At 47.2% G+C, this 17,023-nt stretch carries 11 protein-coding genes; 8 read left to right on the forward strand and 3 right to left on the reverse strand.

The genetic code is table 11. The features are described 5' to 3' along the window. Positions 1 to 41: 41 nt before the first annotated feature. Complete coding sequence (locus LCF41_RS11775) at positions 42 to 1,706, reverse strand: ShlB/FhaC/HecB family hemolysin secretion/activation protein (RefSeq protein WP_225084770.1); 1,665 nt, start codon at positions 1,704 to 1,706, stop codon at positions 42 to 44. Between the two features lie 335 nt (positions 1,707 to 2,041). On the opposite strand from LCF41_RS11775, the gene LCF41_RS11780 reads away from it, so the two are divergent. Then, positions 2,042 to 2,707 carry a GntR family transcriptional regulator gene (locus LCF41_RS11780; protein ID WP_225084771.1) on the forward strand — a complete coding sequence of 222 codons (666 nt, stop codon included), beginning with the start codon at positions 2,042 to 2,044 and terminating at the stop codon, positions 2,705 to 2,707. A gap of 29 nt (positions 2,708 to 2,736) precedes the next feature. Here LCF41_RS11780 and LCF41_RS11785 read toward each other — a convergent pair whose 3' ends face one another. Both LCF41_RS11785 and LCF41_RS11790 read right to left on the reverse strand, forming a co-directional pair. Beyond that, positions 2,737 to 3,159: a type III secretion system chaperone gene (locus LCF41_RS11785; protein WP_180740907.1), complete on the reverse strand. Its 423-nt coding sequence runs from the start codon at positions 3,157 to 3,159 to the stop codon at positions 2,737 to 2,739. A gap of 24 nt (positions 3,160 to 3,183) precedes the next feature. Continuing rightward, on the reverse strand, positions 3,184 to 8,067 hold the full coding sequence (locus LCF41_RS11790) for an AvrE-family type 3 secretion system effector (RefSeq protein WP_225084772.1): 4,884 nt from the start codon (positions 8,065 to 8,067) through the stop codon (positions 3,184 to 3,186). 179 nt (positions 8,068 to 8,246) lie between these two features. Between LCF41_RS11790 and LCF41_RS11795 the strand changes: the two genes are divergently transcribed. The 7 genes from LCF41_RS11795 to LCF41_RS11825 all read left to right on the forward strand — a co-directional run bounded on the left by LCF41_RS11795 (position 8,247) and on the right by LCF41_RS11825 (position 16,874). Continuing rightward, the gene (locus tag LCF41_RS11795; RefSeq protein ID WP_225084773.1) at positions 8,247 to 9,722 is read left to right on the forward strand and encodes a pectate lyase; all 1,476 of its coding nucleotides are present in this window, start codon (positions 8,247 to 8,249) and stop codon (positions 9,720 to 9,722) included. 1 nt (position 9,723) lies between these two features. Further along, positions 9,724 to 10,047, forward strand: a complete 324-nt coding sequence (locus LCF41_RS11800; protein WP_225084774.1) for a DNA-binding protein — start codon at positions 9,724 to 9,726, stop codon at positions 10,045 to 10,047. Positions 10,048 to 10,767: 720 nt separating this feature from the next. Continuing rightward, complete coding sequence (locus LCF41_RS11805) at positions 10,768 to 11,301, forward strand: fimbrial protein (RefSeq protein ID WP_225084775.1); 534 nt, start codon at positions 10,768 to 10,770, stop codon at positions 11,299 to 11,301. A gap of 58 nt (positions 11,302 to 11,359) precedes the next feature. After that, complete coding sequence (locus tag LCF41_RS11810; RefSeq protein ID WP_225084776.1) at positions 11,360 to 12,082, forward strand: fimbrial biogenesis chaperone; 723 nt, start codon at positions 11,360 to 11,362, stop codon at positions 12,080 to 12,082. Further along, positions 12,079 to 14,643, forward strand: coding sequence for a fimbria/pilus outer membrane usher protein (locus LCF41_RS11815; protein WP_225084777.1), 2,565 nt, complete (start codon positions 12,079 to 12,081; stop codon positions 14,641 to 14,643). The genes LCF41_RS11810 and LCF41_RS11815 overlap by 4 nt, the downstream gene beginning before the upstream one ends. A gap of 14 nt (positions 14,644 to 14,657) precedes the next feature. Continuing rightward, complete coding sequence (locus LCF41_RS11820) at positions 14,658 to 16,100, forward strand: fimbrial protein (RefSeq protein ID WP_225084778.1); 1,443 nt, start codon at positions 14,658 to 14,660, stop codon at positions 16,098 to 16,100. 21 nt (positions 16,101 to 16,121) lie between these two features. Next, positions 16,122 to 16,874, forward strand: coding sequence for a fimbrial biogenesis chaperone (locus LCF41_RS11825; RefSeq protein WP_225084779.1), 753 nt, complete (start codon positions 16,122 to 16,124; stop codon positions 16,872 to 16,874). The last annotated feature ends 149 nt before the right edge of the window (positions 16,875 to 17,023 follow it).

The following is a 17,023-nucleotide window of genomic DNA, read 5'->3' on the forward strand; positions in this document are numbered from 1 at the left end:
CCGGTCTTAATGATTAACAACGAAACATTAAAAATGAATAATTAAAACGACAGTCCAACGCGGTAATACACCACGGCGCTATCCGGTTTTAGCCAGTCGGGGTGTGCCAACGGCCAGCCAACCGTGATTTGTTGTGATAAATATTGATTCGCGACCCCTGCCCCTACCGCCGCGCCCCACAGCGTGCCCGCCGAGTCGCTTTCGGCCTGATGTGAGAAAAGATGCCCGCCGTCCACCGCCGCCGTCAGGGTGACGCTGCCCAACAGCGGCAACTGTGTTGCCCGCCAGTTGAGTTCGTTACGCCAGTAACCACCGCGATTGCCTGAGAGATACTGTTCTTTGAAACCACGAACGGAGGTTTCCCCGCCCAGCGTGACCTGTTCGCTGCCATACAGGCGCTGCGGTGAATACTGACCGTAGAGGTTGGTGAGGTAATGGAGGTTGTCGGCGATCGGGTAGTAATAACTGGCTGCCAGCGTCACTTTGTTGAACTCAGCGCGCAGCGCATCGTCAGATTTACCGTCATCTGTTTCCGCGCCAAACCAGCGCGTTCCCCGGCTGTACGCCGGATTCAGCGTCGCCAGCCCGCCCCACAGTTTCTGGCTATGATTGATGCCAATAATCGCACTGCTGAGTTTGCGGCTGCTGGTTTGCAGCAATACATCGCTCAGGTAGTTCTTTCCGATGCGGTGCGACATGCCCGCCGAGAGGCTGGTTTTCATGTCGCCATTACGGAACACCACACGTGACAGCGTGGCGCGGTGCGTCTGGCTATCGCCGGTTGAATGCCAGAGAAAGTCCCGGTTGATGAAATCGTTGCGATAGCGGCTCTCAGAATAGTCATAGCTGAGCGTCCAGTAGCCGTAAGGCAGCGACACGCCCGCCTGCAGGCTTTCGGCATTGCGGCTATCGCGAAATTCGCTGCTGTGCCCGCCGCTGATAAACCACTGATCGGCCAGTCCCAGTACGTTATCCGCCCACAGGCCGCCGCTTAGCTGCCGCTCCCCGGTGCTTTTCTGCCCGCTATTATCAAAACTGATGTTTGCCGTCAGCGGAATTTGCTTTTTGCTAGTCAGGTTGACGATAGAATAGCCTGGCTGGTTGCCGGGCTGAATTTCGATGCTCACCTGCTGCGTCGGCATGCGGTTGAGCTGTTCCATGCCCTGCTCGATATCCCGGAGATTGAGAATTTCGCCTTCCAGCCCCGGGAAAACCTGCTTTAATGCCCACGTCGATTGATTATTAATGTTAATAGATTCGAGGCGACCTTCCAGAATATCGATTTGCAATACGCCGCTGGAAAGATCTTGCTCAGCAATAAAGGCTCGACTGGTAATATACCCCCGTTCGATATACCAATTACTGACGTCATGAATCAGCTGGTTTATATCATTAACATTAATACAACGATTAATATAATCTTTATTTAACCGTTCTTTATCTCTTTCACGCAGCAGCGAACTGTTGTGATAATTAATTTCCTTAATGGGAAAGCAGTGCCCAGTAGCGCTGCCGCCGGCTGGATTTACCGTCGTTTGCGGCTGATTTAATTGCAATAAGGAATCACGCTGCTGCCGGGATTGATCGATCACCTCGGCCTGCCGCTGCTGGATGTCATTTCTGTCTACCGGATTAAGCGGCGCGGAAAATACGGTATAAGAAAATAGCGCAGGCATGATAGCAATCAGCCTGAAAAAACCACGCATGGTTTCATCCCTGAGATAATAATTTTTTTGGCATAGTAGAACCGTTAATTACCAAGCTCAATATGTCAGGTAATATATAATTTTATGACAATCGGTTTGCGTTAAGTCGCGATAAAATATTCTCTTAACCAATAATTTCAGGGCTGTTACACCTCATCATACAATACTGCGTATTTCATGACCTTTTCTTGTCGATTCACCCTCCAGGAGATGCCTCCCCCATAGCGTCGTTGATGCATCATATTGTATAGTAGCGCCTCATTGCCGCAGGCCATTGCGGCGTTTAACACAGGCTTATCTCACCACGTTGCGCAGTGCTTCTCTCTGGGGGAACAGTGAATTATCCAATTGGGCAGATCAATCACAGCTATCTGGGCTCCAGCGTGTATACCATGCTGCGTGAAGCGCTCATTACCGGTCAACTCAAACCGGACGATCGCCTGAGAATACGGGAACTAGCCGCACAGGTTGGCACCAGCGTCACGCCGGTGCGAGATGCGATCCTGCAACTGGCAAAAGAGCAGGCGTTGGTGCTCAAAACGCCGCGCGATATCCGCGTCCCCCAATTGACCGAAGCCCAGTTTATTGAGATCCGCACACTGCGGCTGGCGCTGGAAGGCACAGGGGCCGAGCAGGCGGCCACACACATTACGCCGAAGATGCTGGAACAGATTGAAGAGAATATTCGCCAGAATCGTCTGGCGATTGATGAGAAAAATCTACGCGAAGCCCTGCGGTTAAATAGCGAATTTCACCTGTTTCTGGCACAGGCGGCGCGTATGCCGCTGTTGACGCAGTTTATCGGCAGCTTGTGGATGCGCACCGGCCCATTGATTGCACAGGCCTATGCACATTTTTCCGTGCAGATGGCGATAGAACATCACGAAGACGTCCTCGCCGCGCTACAGCAGCGCGATGCCAGCGCCGCTCGGCAGGCCATCCAATCTGACATTCTGGACGGCAGCGAAACGATGCTGGACTTTATTGCTATAGATCACTAATCCAACCGCAGGTCACTAATTCAACCGCGTTAAGCTGCCATGAGACGAGGTAATAAACCGCGAATCAGCAGTCGGGTTTCTTTTGCCTGACTGATAAATGCGGGCAATAGCGCGGTAAAATCGGATTCGTCCAGCGATTCTGCACTATGCTGCGTGCACAAGCGTAGTGTCGAATTCTCATCCAGCGCCAGCCAGCAGCCTTTCATCGCCGCCATTTCAAAATTAAGCATCAGCATGAGTTGATAAACCGCGGTGCTGACTTCCCCCTGAAATCGCATCACATCACTGTGCAATAGCAGTACGCTGCTGCTGGCGGGGACTTCCAACACCACCGCTTCCTGCCCGTCAGGTTCGCGCAATGCACAGATTCCGTCCTGCAAACCCAGTGGAGTACGACTATGCGCGCCGTAATGACGTAATAGACGCGTAATATGCTGTTGTGTCGGTGTCATGCTGTTCTCCTTTACGCTTTACCATTAACTGTTAAGTTGCAGGCCTTCCTGCTGTAGTTGCTGCAAGGCGCTGGCGGTAGCCGGATTGGCCTTTGCAATTTCACCGCCCAGTTTGTAACTTTGCGGTACGTTTTGATCTTGTCCGTAGCTGAAGCTGACGCTGCCGAGCAGTTTATTCATGCTGACGCCCGCACTGCTTGAGGCGTTGATAATGACTGCCGGGGTATTAAACCCTTCGCTCTTCTTCACCGTTTGCGAAACGTCAATGCTGGCGAGGCGTAAATTATTGCCGTCTTTAAACAACGCAATCACATCATCCTTGCCGTGCGTTTTGTTCTGAATTCCCTTCTCGATCTTTTCCCGCACATCGTCTTTCAGCTCTAGCGAAACCGTCACCGATGCCCGGTCGTTATCCTGCAAACGGCTCACGATGTCCTTCAGCGCCGGATTGTCCGCAATCAGCTGATTAATGCGATCGGCGTTGCTCGGTGGCAGTGAAGAAAACAAATGGTTACCGATGACCTGGAACAACCCGTTTTCCGTCAGTTTGCTGAGATTGGTATAGGATGTCGTGTGCTTAACGCTATCCAGCGTGGCACCGTCGCGCTGCGCGACCTCCTGTCGTACGTTCAACTTTTGCAGGCTCATCAACCCCTGATGTTGATCGTCAGTTTTTGCTGTTTTATCCGCAAAATGCGCATTCAGGATGGCCAGTTGATCGTCCGGCTCGGCTATTTTCTTCGCGCCATCAATCAAGAGCTGGCTGGCCGGATCGTTAAATGCAGCGTTCAGCGTTTTCGTCAGCGCGTCGATGTCCTTTTTCTCCAGCGGTTCGGCTTTCTTCATGCCCAGGCTGATCGATTGGTTCGTGCGCGAGTCTGCCGCCACATTCACCCCGATGCTGGCCGAGGTGAAGAACGGGACGGTGCCATCCGGCGTGGTTCTGGCGGCACCCGCGCTGAGGGTCGCGTTTGCCCCCATCGCGGCCTGATTCATGAAACGCAGGCGGTTATCGGATTCCGTATGGGTGGTAGATTTCTCGCCTTGCGCCACGCTGGACGAACTGGTGGCAGACAACACGTTGGCGCTTGCCGTCAGGCCCACCGAACCGCGCAGCGTAGCGCTGGTTGGCGCTGCGCCTTTTTCTGTCAGATTGATGCCGCCGCGCAGCTCCAGCGCCGCGTTGCTGTCCAGATTGAAGCTGACCGTTTTACCCGCCTTCACGCTGTGTTGTTCCCCTTTATCCAGCAGGGCAAGCGGGTTGATCGTGCCGCTCGACAGGCCATCAATAAATCCGGGCAGCTCTTCTTCGCTGAGGGTAAAGTTCAGGGCGTTTTGCTGCGCCATTTGCAGGCTGGCGGATACGCCGAATGAGGCGCGAACATCCGGTGCAAAGCTGTGTTTGCTGTTAATGTTTTGCGTCATCTGCGCCGAGGTTTTTCCTGTCAGATACTCGCTGACGTCATATCCGCCGGAATAGCTCACTTTCCCGGTGATCCCGCCCGAACGTTCGAAGGCGACATTGATGCCGTTTTCACCGCGAGAGAAACTCAGATTGTAATTTCGCTCACCACTGACACCGCCGCCCGGCACCGGAGGGAAAGGCAATGGCGTGCCGCTGACCACAAACGACATGGATGCTCCGCCGCCATAGGTCCGGTTAAACGCGATACTTTCGTTGCTGTCCAGCGACAGAACCGTCGCCTTCATTTTATCGATCATATCCGCCTGGCTGGCCGCTTGCATCACGGTCTTTGACGTCACACTGACCGCGTTTTCCTCTTTCCTGAACGCCTTCATAAAGGTTTTAACCGCGTCGTAATCCGCTTCCAACGACTTATGATTGGTGAAGCCCATGTCGGTCATCTTCTTCACCGGATTGTCGCCGTACTCTCCCTGCCGCAGCGCGTTAAGTTCTTTCATCATCGAGGCCAGTTCCGCCTCACCCGGCGATGTGCCGGATAACGTACCGATGCGATCGGTCAGCTTATGCAAATCACCCAGCACCAGGGTATCCAGTACCAATCGCGTTTTCGCCAGCGACAGCGCATCGCTGGTATCCCGCTGCTGCCCAAACGCCTCACTATTCGGCTTTTGCGCGATCGGCGTTTTACTGTCTACAAAGGTTTTAATCAGCGTGCTGGCCGTACTCGTTTTCGATGATGGATGATTTTCCATCGCCGCCAACAGCACCGGAGCCAGATCTTTTTCTCTGCCATGCAGTCTGGCAGGCTTGCCTTCCGTGTTCATGACACCGTTATCGTTCACCACGCCTTGTTGCCTACCGATAAGTAAAGCGGCTTTGGCCGAGCTGCTTTCCAGTTCGGTCTGAAACTGCTTGAGCAGATTCACCAGTGGTTTCCCTTTTTCGCCCAGATCCAGCTGGTCTATCTTACTTTCCAGATCCATCGCCGCGCCCTGTGGCTGGCTCGTCGTGGCATCCAGCTTTTTCAGTAATTCAGTCTGCATGTCATAAACGGGCTTCAGCCCTTCACGCCCGTTGATCTGATGCTGAACGTGGTCAGCAAAGGTTTTTAACGGCCTCGGCACATCCAGAGTGAACGAGACAAGATGAGCGCGCAGCAAATCTGACAGCTTGCTTTTCACCTGTTGTGACTCTTCACCGGTTTTCCCCAAAACCTGAACATCGGCCTTAGCCGTCACTCCGGTTAACGGTATCTTCATCCCTTTGGTTGCCACATCGAGCCGACCAAACACCGTTTCTGCGGCACGGGGTTCTGCGGGTAAGGCTTCCTGCCCTTTTGGTACAGTCGTTTTCCACTCGCTTCCTTGCTGGGTATGTAATTCATGGTCGTCATGAGCGACCTGCAAATGGTGCTGGGCATCCGTACCCAATGCGTTCACCTTGCCTTCTCCCGGCGTCTTCACCGGCTGCCATTGTGCGCTTTCATGATTCGCCGCATTTTGCCAGTCAGCTTTCGGCAGTTGAAAAACCTGCCCTTGCTTATTCAGAGCGAATAGCGTCTGCTGATGATCCAGCGTAATGTCCTGAATCTCACCGGACAGCCCCTGTTTCGGCAACGCCAGCGGTGGGGCGGCGAGCTTATCCGTGCCCGGCTTGATCTGGTGGAAATGCAGGTCGCCCTGCTTATCGACAGCAATAAATTTATTACGGTTGATCACCGCCATCGCCGAGACACCATCGTCCTTCGCGATACCAGGAAGCGCGGTGCCCGCAGAGGGCGTCATTCGCACTTGCGGCAGCGCAAACACGGTGTTGTCACCGTGCGTAAACGTGCCTGATTTCTGGTTGATGGACAGCGGCGTGATTTCACCGTCTTTCAGCGTGTAAGCCTGATTATCCAGCCCACGCTTCAGTTGGCTGGCTTCAACGCCGGAGGCTTCCCAGTTTTTGGTATTGCCGTTGTGAAAATGGACTTTGCCATCCTGCAGCCCGATTTGCCCCAGTCGTCCCAAATCTACAGTGTCTTTCGCCGCAGGAGCCGTCGTGGTCAGCCCCAGTTTATTATCCACCACCAGACTGTCGCTCAGGTTCCACCCCGGCGTTAGCGACACCCCATTTTGCCCCAGAGGCGCGACGTGTTTTTGCCCCTGACGATCGGTGGCGAGCGCCTGCGTCTGGCCGTGTTCATCGTGAGCAAATCCGGTAATACGGTGGTCGTCGCCCAGCACCGCATTCAGTTCTGGCGTGCTGACCGGGGTTAATGTGACGTGCGGTTCACCCGCCTCAGGCAGCGGTGCGTGGTAAAGCTTGCCGTCATTATCCGCAATCAGCAGGTGTTCTGCGGTTAACCCCACCGTTTTCGCATACACCGGTTCTCCACTTTCCAGTTTGAGATCCACTGGCTGCGGCGTGGCATCCAGCGTACTCATCATATGTAACTGCGTAAGATGATCCTGCTCGGTCAACACGGCGGTTTGACCGTTCTGGTTGGCAGAGAACGCGGTAATCTTATCGCTGAAGGTTGATGACGCGCTGCCCGACGAGAGATTGCTCAGCGTATGGCTATCTTTGACCGCATACAGTTGGCCATCGCCCTGCCGAGACAATTGGCTATGGGGGACATCGCTGCTTTGCTGCCAGACGCCAAATTCGGTATTCAGCGCAAAGAGCTTGCCGTCATGCAGGCGTAATGATTCGCCAGCGCCTGAAGCAGAATCGGGCTGTCGATGAACACCGGTCAACAGCTCATGGTTCATGCGCCCGGAGAGCGGCAGGCTGGTCGATTCCCCTGCCTTGGTTTGCAGAGAGAGGCGCTCCGGCGTGGATTCTAGCTGTACGTTACTTACACCAGATTTACCCGCTGGCATCGCGCTGCGACCGCTGCTGTGCAGCGCAATATGCTGATTTTCATCGCTTTGGATCACGAATAGTCGCCCTGACTTATCGACTAACGCATGCTGCTGCGCAGCCTGATTTTCATGATGGGCGACGAACGGCTGGCTGTTCTTCCCAAGGGTCTGTTGTAACAGCGTGGTCAACGCCTCCGGCAAGCCCTTGCCGAACTGAAGCTTACCGTGGCTGTCCAGCGTGATATCGGCTTTAGCAGCAGGTGTAGCGGTACTGCTGCCACGGATGTTGATCTCAGCAGCCTCGGTAGCGGCAAAACGCGGCAGACTTTGGATCGGCCCGCCCGACGCCAGCGACTCACGCTGCACGTGCGGTAAACGCTGGCTCGCGCTTTCCAATGAAAAGAGTTCTCGCAGGGTGGTCGACCGGGCGCCCTGGCTTTTCACCTGGCTGCTGCTTCCCTGCTCCAGTTCTGGCGGTTTGTTTTTATCATGCAAGCCTTGCTGAATCAGGGATTGCGCGCCTTTCTGGCTTGCACTGGTGCTACTGCCCTGCGATAACGAGGTTTTAGCTAACGTGGCGGGGGCAATCTCCGCAATAGACAGACCTGGCTGAACGTGCTGGATTTTCTGCATAACAAGTTCCAAAGGTAATGAAGTGAACGTGTCAGTTAAGTGGTCATTTTTACCTTTCGGTTCCCGACACCTTTCTCTTCCCGAAGCGGGAACCACATCACACCTTCCCTCACTTAATACGCAACAGACGTAAGCCTGTTAATGACCCATTCCGATTCATTCACTTTCAAGGAGATGTTATGGCTGATATGACGATTACGCTCAGCATACAACCCGGCGCAGGCCTGTCATCAACAGGCCTGAATTCCCCGCTTTCAGGCAGCAATGGCGGGGCATCGCCACGCTCTGCGCAGCAGGATAGCCAGCTCATGGAGGCGCTGGGCACCCTGCTTAGCGCGCTCTTGCCTAATGCACAGGGCAATACGCCGTCCTCAACCGATGGCAGCCCGCTTGGCCAGTCTGGCATCGGCAACGGCGGAAGCTCTGCGTTAGGACAAAACGGCAGCCCTGCCGATATATTGATGAAACTGTTGGAAGCGCTGATTCCGGGTAAAAACGGACAGGAAGCAGGAAATCCCCTGTCTTCCGGTTCATCGGGGGCGGCAGGCGGCAACGGCGGTGCCTCACCGCTGGCGGGTTCATCCGGCACGGGGGGCGCAGGCGGCACGCAAAATCCAGAAGATCTGAGTCGTTCCCTGCTGCAAGATTCGGCTGGCAGTGCATTAGATAATGCCATCAGCCCAACGGCAGACGGCGGCGGCCAATTGAGCGGTAACGATCTGTTAAAAGCGCTGCTGGAATTAATCGGCAATCTGATGGATTCACAGAAAGGTGAATTCGGCCAGCCGCAAGGTAGCGGCCAGTCTCAGGGTGGTGGCTCACCATCAGTGGGCGCGCCACAGGCTGCATCCGGCGGCGGGTCGCCTGCTGCACCGTCTGCGGGTGGCGGTGGCTCACCTGCTGCACCCTCAGCGCCCTCAGCGCCCTCTTCACCCGTTGGTGGTAACGGCGGCGGTACGTCTGCACCACTAACGGCAGCCCCAGCCGGTATTGGTGGGGGTTCTGCGGCATCGCCTGCCGCTTCAACCGCGGGAGCTGGCCCAGTCTCCTTCCCAACAGCCAGCGGTGATGCCACCGTAGTAAATGAAACCATTAAAGTCGGCCCCGGCGAAGTCTTTGACGGCGGCGGTAAAACCTTCACTGCGGGTAGCAAGCTAGGCGACGGTGGCCAGGCTGAAGGCCAGAAACCGGTATTTGAGTTGGCTCCGGGCGCGACCCTCAAAAACGTGGTGTTTGGTGATAACGCAGCGGATGGCGTACACGTTCGCGGCGATGCCAAAATAGATAACGTGCACTGGACCAACGTGGGTGAAGATGCGCTGACAGTGAAATCCAATACTGGTAAGCCAGCCAACGTGGAGATCACAAACAGTAGCGCTCAGGGTGCTGCCGATAAGATCTTCCAGTTAAACGCGGATGCCAACCTAACCATCGATAATTTCAAAGCGAAAGATTTCGGTACGTTCGTTCGCACCAACGGTGGGCAACAGGGTAACTGGAACTTGAACCTGAGCAACATTGACGCAGAAAACGGCAAATTCTCGTTTGTGAAAAGCGACAGTGAAGGGTTGAACGTCAAAGGCAGCAATATCAACCTGACGAATGTCAATAATCACTACAAAGTGCCGGATTCCGCCAACTTGCAGGTGAATTAAGATGCCAAACACGATGACACCGCAGTCCCCTACCCGCTGGGCGGATCTCGCCCGACAAGGCGGGTACATTACGCCGGCTCAACGTGAAGCCTTCACTCAGGCTATCCATCTGGTAAGAGCACAGTTGAATACCGTACTTAGCCAATCAGGGTCGCTGCGACGGGGTGAGTTCGAGTTCGACGCCTTTGTGGATTCGCTGGAGCAAGATTTTCTGCATCAGGCCGACATCCACACTAAAAACGGGCTACATAGCGACGTGGCACAGACCTCGTTCTGGGTCGCCCGTCTGATCGCCGATCGCTTTATTGCGGTACGCCAACGGTAACACCTGCGCCATACCGCACCGGGGAAAAGCCAGCCAGGGAAACCTGTGCTGGCTTTTTCTATTTAATTGATTACCGGCTCTAAAAAATGGAATAATTACCACGAGTGATATTTTCTTTATTCGACGTTACCTGAATTTTTTATGAGCAAGCAAACGATTACATGCTCTCCATCGATAGGGAAATAATGATGAATAAGTAGTATTCTTTCCTTCCATAGTCATAAGCCAAGATCTAGTTTGGAAAATATTAAAAACAAGAATCCTAATTAATTCCATGTGAAACCATATCAATGAAATCACACAACAACAACAATCATACTAGACTATCATTTTTGGAAAAACTCATTAACAAATTTCAAACAAAACAGCCCAAAACAAGCAAAACACCAAAAAAATATTTATAATCAATGGGATATAATTTTTATTTAAAAAATGAACTTTTTTGTGTGTATGTTTGACATATATCATTATTGATACATAATTAAGTCAAGATAAGAATTAATAATAGTGTTATTGACATGAATTCCTATGATTAAAATAACAGCAGTCTTTCATTAAAAATAAAAATAACACCCACGTAATCCATAATAAATCAAAGGAGGAGGATGATACTTCCCCCCTCCCTGATAGGTTATTTAAAAGACGATGGAATTAGCACTGAAAGTCAGAAATTACTTGTAATTCTATTATATTTATCCAAAAGCAATTGAGGACTAGTATATGAAATTCACAACTTTAAGCCTTGCTCTGATGTTACCTTTCGCAGTATATGCAGATAATACCGTTACCTTTTTAGGTGAAATATCTGACTCTACATGTAATGTTACAGTCAATGGAGCAACAGGGAACATTTCCGTCCTTCTTCCAACCACACCAGCCAGTGAGTTGTCACAGTCTGGTGATATTGCAGGACAGACCCCCTTTAAATTTGTGGTAAGTGGTTGTACTGCAGTTACAGAACAGACCGTAGGGATGAGGCTTGTTCCCGTTTCAACAACCAGTAACGGAGACTTAGAAAACCTTGCGACGACCAATGCCGCAAGCAATGTGTCTATTCAGTTGCTCGATAACTACAATAATGCTTCGAATGTCATCAGCTTTACGTCTGGTGAGTACACAACACCAACATTGGTTAATCTTCCTACAGGTACGAATACTGTAGAGTTTCCTTTCACTGCACAGTATTACGCAACTGGAGCCGCCAGCGTCGGGAAAGTACAGACTCAATTACAATATGCACTGACCTACAATTAATCATTAATGAAGGAGATGGCTATTCGCCATCTCCTTATAAAATATCTAGGATACGTGTATGAGTGCTATTTTTAATATAAAAAGCATAGCCTTGATTTTATTTATTTTAGCAACGTCTACATCTTACTCCTCAGTGGTTCTTGTTGGCACAAGGGTTATTTATGAATCAAATAAGAAGTCAGTTGACTTAAAATTCAGATCCTCCGATACAGTTCCCAGCATAATAAATTTATGGGTGACACACCATGAACAAACACCCAATACCAATGATGCACCATTCATTATTACCCCATCGATTTTTAGAATTGACCCTAATAAGGGGCAATCCGTTAAACTGATGTTTAGCGGAGAGAATTTGCCAGATAACAAAGAGTCTTTATTTTATCTGCACTTTGTTCAACTACCTGCATCAGATAAAACAGCAAATAAACTCTTGGTGTCTTATAAAAGCACTGTAAAACTTTTTTATCGACCAGCCAACTTGACGTATAAAATTGATGATTTAGTATCATATTTAAAAATAGATACAAGCCAGCTAAACATGGGAGTATTTACTGTACTTAATGAATCGCCTTTTTATGTCACACCAACTAAAATAGTCATCAGCAAAAATTCAAACCAGTTAATTTCAGTGCCAGATGAAGAGTTAAATATGATTCATCCTTTCAGTGCTCGGCAATTTAAAGTAAAACCATATAAATTAGAAAAAAAACTTACGGTGTATATTGGTCTTATCAACGACCTAGGTGGAATATCGACCTATGAGATAACATCAAAATGAAAAAACAAACTAAATCTAATCTGACAAAAAAAATTCTGACGTTAGTTTTACTTACAGTAGTGCAAGTAAACGCTGTTGCTGAAGATAGTATGTTAGATGAAAATTTAGTTTTTGATGAGAGGATGTTCAGGGGAAGTAACATTAGCCAGAGTGTATTAGAACAACTTACTACCGAAAGTTCCCCCTTACCTGGAAACTATAGTAACACACCGATTATAATGAATAAACTGCTCGTTGGAGAAGATAATGTAACGTTGATTCAGCGCAATAAAAAAACAGTAACATGCTTATCAAAGACAATATTAGAAAAAGCTGGATTTGAAGAACTCTACATAAGAAAACTTGACTCGCTTCATGAGAAAACCTCATGCGTAGAACTATCGGAGTTGACCTCCGAAGCGACAGTGAAGCTCAATTCAGATCTTGCTTTAGAATTCATCGCAGCGCAAGCAGTGCTTAAAAATAAAAATGGTGAAATAAGCGAATCAGCTTTAAATAGAGGAGAAAGTGTCTTTTTCTCTAACTACGTGGCTAACTATTTCCATAACAAACAATCTGGAATTTATTCGGGAGAAAGTGATTATAGTTATTTAAGCTTAAACTCCGGTTTAAATATAGGTCTATGGCAATTTCGCCAACTGTCAAGCTATAATTACAACACCAGCAATTACAAGAATGGCAAAAGCAATAGTGCCACATGGAACAATATCTCAAGCTATTTTCAAAGACCAATATATGAAATAAAAAGTAATGTAGTGGTCGGAAAAATAAATACCAGCGGGCAATTCTTCGGCGGTCTTGGTTATAATGGTATTGAGCTATCTTCAGATGAACGTATGTATCCTGTGGCTGAACAAGGTTATGCGCCGACAATATCAGGAATTGCAAAAACCAATGCTTTGATAGAAGTCAGGCAAAATAATGCATTGATTTATCAAACCACTGTCTCAGCAGGAAGGTTTGTCATCAGAAACATAAATCCTACAAGTTATAATGGGGATCTTAATGTTACAGTTATAGAATCTGACGGTTCTAGAACTAGTTTTTTGGTTCCTTTTTCTGCCGTACCCGATTCAATTCGTCCTGGTAAAATAAAATACTCAGCATCAGCAGGAAAAACACGCAATCTTATCATCGATGAGGATTTCATTGATTCATCAATTCAGTATGGTTTAAATAATTTCATAACTATTGGCAGTGGCGCAAGGTTAGCCAATGATTACAAAGCTGGTGTTTTAAGCAGTGTTTTTTCTACACGTTTTGGTGCCTTTGGTATTAATGGTACATTTTCATCAGCAAATCTTGGTGGCGAGTATGGTGTCAGAGAAGGTGGCATGGCAAATTTCACTTATTCTAAAACATTCCAACCAACCAGTACAAATGTATCACTAGCCGGATATCGTTATTCCACAGCAGGCTATCGAGAGTTTAGTGACTTTATCTATGAAAAACATTATGTAAGTAACGGAACAATAAATAGATGGAACTCAAATACCTACTTACAAAAATACCGACTAACTGCTTCCGTTTATCAACCATTAGATCAATTTGGCAATCTCAGTTTTTCAATCTCAACTCAAGAATATAATAGTGGGCGTGCACGAGATCTTTACTATCAATTAAATTACAACAAGACACTTCTCAATAGAGTCAATGCAAGTTTATCTTTATCGCGGCAAAAAAATGGTATTTATTACCCTGATAGGAGTATGTCATCAAATTATGATACAGTGACTATGCTAACTTTTAACATTCCACTAGGGGATATGACGAAGTCGGTTTCCAGTTCAGCTTATTTTGATAAAAGAAATGGTAATCAATATCAAACTTCGCTGAGTGGAAGCGCTGGCGATAGACACTCTCCTTATAGCTATAACCTTAATGTTAATCATAGTGAGGGCGGCCATCAAACAGCTTATTCCGCTAACCTTAATAAGCAATATTCTCAGGCATCGGTAAGTGTAAACAGTGCCAAAGGTGACAATTATACTCAATTAGGTATGGGAGTAACTGGTGCCGTCGTTGCACATTCTGGCGGTATTCTGTTCGGGCCATATTTAGGCAATACGTTTGGTATTGTCGAGGCAAAAAATGCTAGCGGAGCAAAAATTTATAATGGTCAAGGTGCTACTATTAATAGCAGTGGTTATGCATTAGTTCCATCATTGATGCCTTATAGATATAACTCTATCGGCCTTACTTCTGATGGTTTGCTTAATAATAATGTCGACATAGAGTCGTCAGAACAAAGAGTAGCACCATACGCAGGTTCAGCAGTGATGTTAAAATTTAAAACAAACCAAGGATACCCACTGTTAGTTACATTGATGACAAAAAATAAAATATCCATCCCAATTGGCGCAGTGATTATTGATGATACTGGTAAAGAAATTGGTATCGTTGGCCAAAATAATAAGGCGTATTTTCGTACTTCACTCCCTCAAGCAGAAGTAAAAGCTGTCTGGGGTGATAATGTTGATGAAAGCTGTCTGGCAAATTACTCCATCAGTCCTGAGTTAATAAATCAAGACCTCATAAAAATATCAGTACCATGTCTTTAATATTGGAGGTGACCGTGACTAACATCATTAAAACAATCAGTAACATAATAGCACTATTAACAGCATTTTTTTTATCTCCAGCCTATGCTTCATGTAGTGGAATAATGGGAAGGACGATTACAGGTTATGATTATGATACTGCATCGATTGGAGTAGGCCGCATTAATATTACAAGCAGTTATTTACAGCCGATAGGAACTGTACTAGCTACCGGGATATCTAATTATAACGCTATTACTCGGGGAGGTTTAGCAGGTCTCAGTGACGAGGCAATTATTTTAAAATGTACTTCCCAGAACGATAAGAAAGGATTGGCATGGGCATTTGCTACTAATGGTGATAGTCGTATTGGTGGTTTTTATGAGATTCCTGGCAATCCGGGATTTTTCGCGACTCAATTCCCCTATGTGGCGATCAAACTGACTTTGGCTGATACTGGCGAGGTCTTTTCCAGAATCTGGCGACAGAGTGCAACTGCAGTCGTTACCGAGGACACCTCTGACGGTGGATTTGTCATAAGAAAAAAAAGTATCCCTAAAGTAGTTGCTACCTTGGTTAAATGGTCACAGGCATATGGTGAAACAATAGATGCTAATGGTAATAAAGTCGGTGCGACATACTGCCATGGAGCAGGTAATGAAACCATCATTCCAACAAGCCAGACCACAAACGTCAATCAGGTATGGTCGGCAGATTATTACTCAGTGAATGGTTTAGCTGCTGGTTGTGGTCAGCCTAGTGGATACATTAATTTACTCGGCACAGGAGGATATGTTGTTAATGTTGGTCTAGACTCCAATAAAGATGTTTGGGCCTGGGATTACTCTGTTCCTATTGGTTTAAATGGCAGTCCTGCGGCTACATTTTCTTACACCCCAAGCTGTGTCGTTCGAACGACGACACCCTATGTGATATTCCCAACCATGACAGTAAGCCAAATTAATGCTGGAGAAACAGTTTCCAGAAATTTTGATATAACCCTAGAATGTGATGATACTATGAATAAAACCGTCAGTACCTCTGCAATCGCGGTTGGATTACAACCTTCACTATCAGCCTTTAATAATGCCCAACGTTTGGGGCTTATCAATTCCGTCACAGGTGGCGTAACTTATTTGGTTTCAGATGATTATGATTCTGACAATATGGCAAAAGGTGTAGGGATTAAATTGAAGAACTCAGACGGTTATAGCTTAAATTTTGTTAGCTGGGATGGCTGTATGGCAACGGTATCTGGTAACACTTCATATTGCAAAAGTTTTGTCAGTCTTGAAGAAGAGCGATCTGCAGGATGGGATCCTATTATGAGTGCCAGTACAGTAGTAAGTAGAGATTTAATTAATGCAACTACATTATACAAAAAAACTTATATTTCTACACTAACTAAACTCCCCAGTGAAAATACTACCGTTGGAAAGATAAAGGCCACCGCTACGGTCTTGATTCGTTACCCATAAATAATACATCAGGATATAATTATGAAGATTTGCTTTTTCCTTTATTTTCTATTTTCCCCCGCCATTGTATTTTCTGGTGTAATCCCAGAAACCAGCCGAGTGATTTTTGATGCAAAGAATACTATAAAATCCTCTATTTTAGTTAACACGAATAAATACCCAGTTGTCGTTCAATTATGGGTCGATGACGGTGAGTTTAACAAAAAACCTGAGCAAACAGACACCCCTTTTGTAGTTACACCGGCAACAGCAAGAATGGAACCACTAAAATTAAGTGAAATGAAGATAATTTATTCTGGAGATCCTCAACATCTCCCTACAGACCGGGAAAGTCTTTTTTGGATAAATATTCTTGAAATCCCTCCCGTTAATAAAAAATCCCAAACCGAAAATGAGGTGACCTTATCCATGCTTACGCAAATAAAACTTATATATCGACCAATTAGTTTAATGATCAAAGAGAATGATTTATTAACAAAATTAGATAACATTAAAGTATCATTAGTTAAAGAAAGTGATGGCGTCATAAATTTGAATTTCTCAAATCCAGAAGCATATGTCGCCAGCCTAACATCTGTTACTCTATTAAACAATGATGGGCGTAAGGTCATATCACTTAAGAACAGTGAAAACATGAATTTAACTTTACTGCCAAGGAGTTTGAAGAAAATACCAATTAATTATGATGAAAAAACAAGTAATATAAGTTCGATTGAATATTGGTTGGTTGATGATATTGGGCGTTTTTTTCATAAAAGAAAAAGTTTACTTTAGATTTTTCGACATGTTTTACTTTAAAGTTTTCACCAACATCAGTTCACTGAGTCAAATAACCCCATCGCTAATCTGTAAATAAAAATCTCATAAAAACCATCAAAAAAACCAACCTTTTAATTACATTTCAACCAAAATATGATATTTTA

The sequence above is a fragment of the Pectobacterium colocasium genome (genome assembly GCF_020181655.1).
Classification (GTDB): Bacteria; Pseudomonadota; Gammaproteobacteria; order Enterobacterales; family Enterobacteriaceae; genus Pectobacterium; species Pectobacterium colocasium.

Coding starts and splice junctions, on each gene's coding strand:
- LCF41_RS11825 (WP_225084779.1), top strand. CDS start 16,122: ATGAAGATTTGCTTTTTCCTTTATTTTCTATTTTCCCCCGCCATTGTA.
- LCF41_RS11785 (WP_180740907.1), bottom strand. CDS start 3,159: ATGACACCGACACAACAGCATATTACGCGTCTATTACGTCATTACGGC.
- LCF41_RS11775 (WP_225084770.1), bottom strand. CDS start 1,706: ATGCGTGGTTTTTTCAGGCTGATTGCTATCATGCCTGCGCTATTTTCT.
- LCF41_RS11790 (WP_225084772.1), bottom strand. CDS start 8,067: ATGCAGAAAATCCAGCACGTTCAGCCAGGTCTGTCTATTGCGGAGATT.
- LCF41_RS11800 (WP_225084774.1), top strand. CDS start 9,724: ATGCCAAACACGATGACACCGCAGTCCCCTACCCGCTGGGCGGATCTC.
- LCF41_RS11810 (WP_225084776.1), top strand. CDS start 11,360: ATGAGTGCTATTTTTAATATAAAAAGCATAGCCTTGATTTTATTTATT.
- LCF41_RS11815 (WP_225084777.1), top strand. CDS start 12,079: ATGAAAAAACAAACTAAATCTAATCTGACAAAAAAAATTCTGACGTTA.
- LCF41_RS11795 (WP_225084773.1), top strand. CDS start 8,247: ATGGCTGATATGACGATTACGCTCAGCATACAACCCGGCGCAGGCCTG.
- LCF41_RS11805 (WP_225084775.1), top strand. CDS start 10,768: ATGAAATTCACAACTTTAAGCCTTGCTCTGATGTTACCTTTCGCAGTA.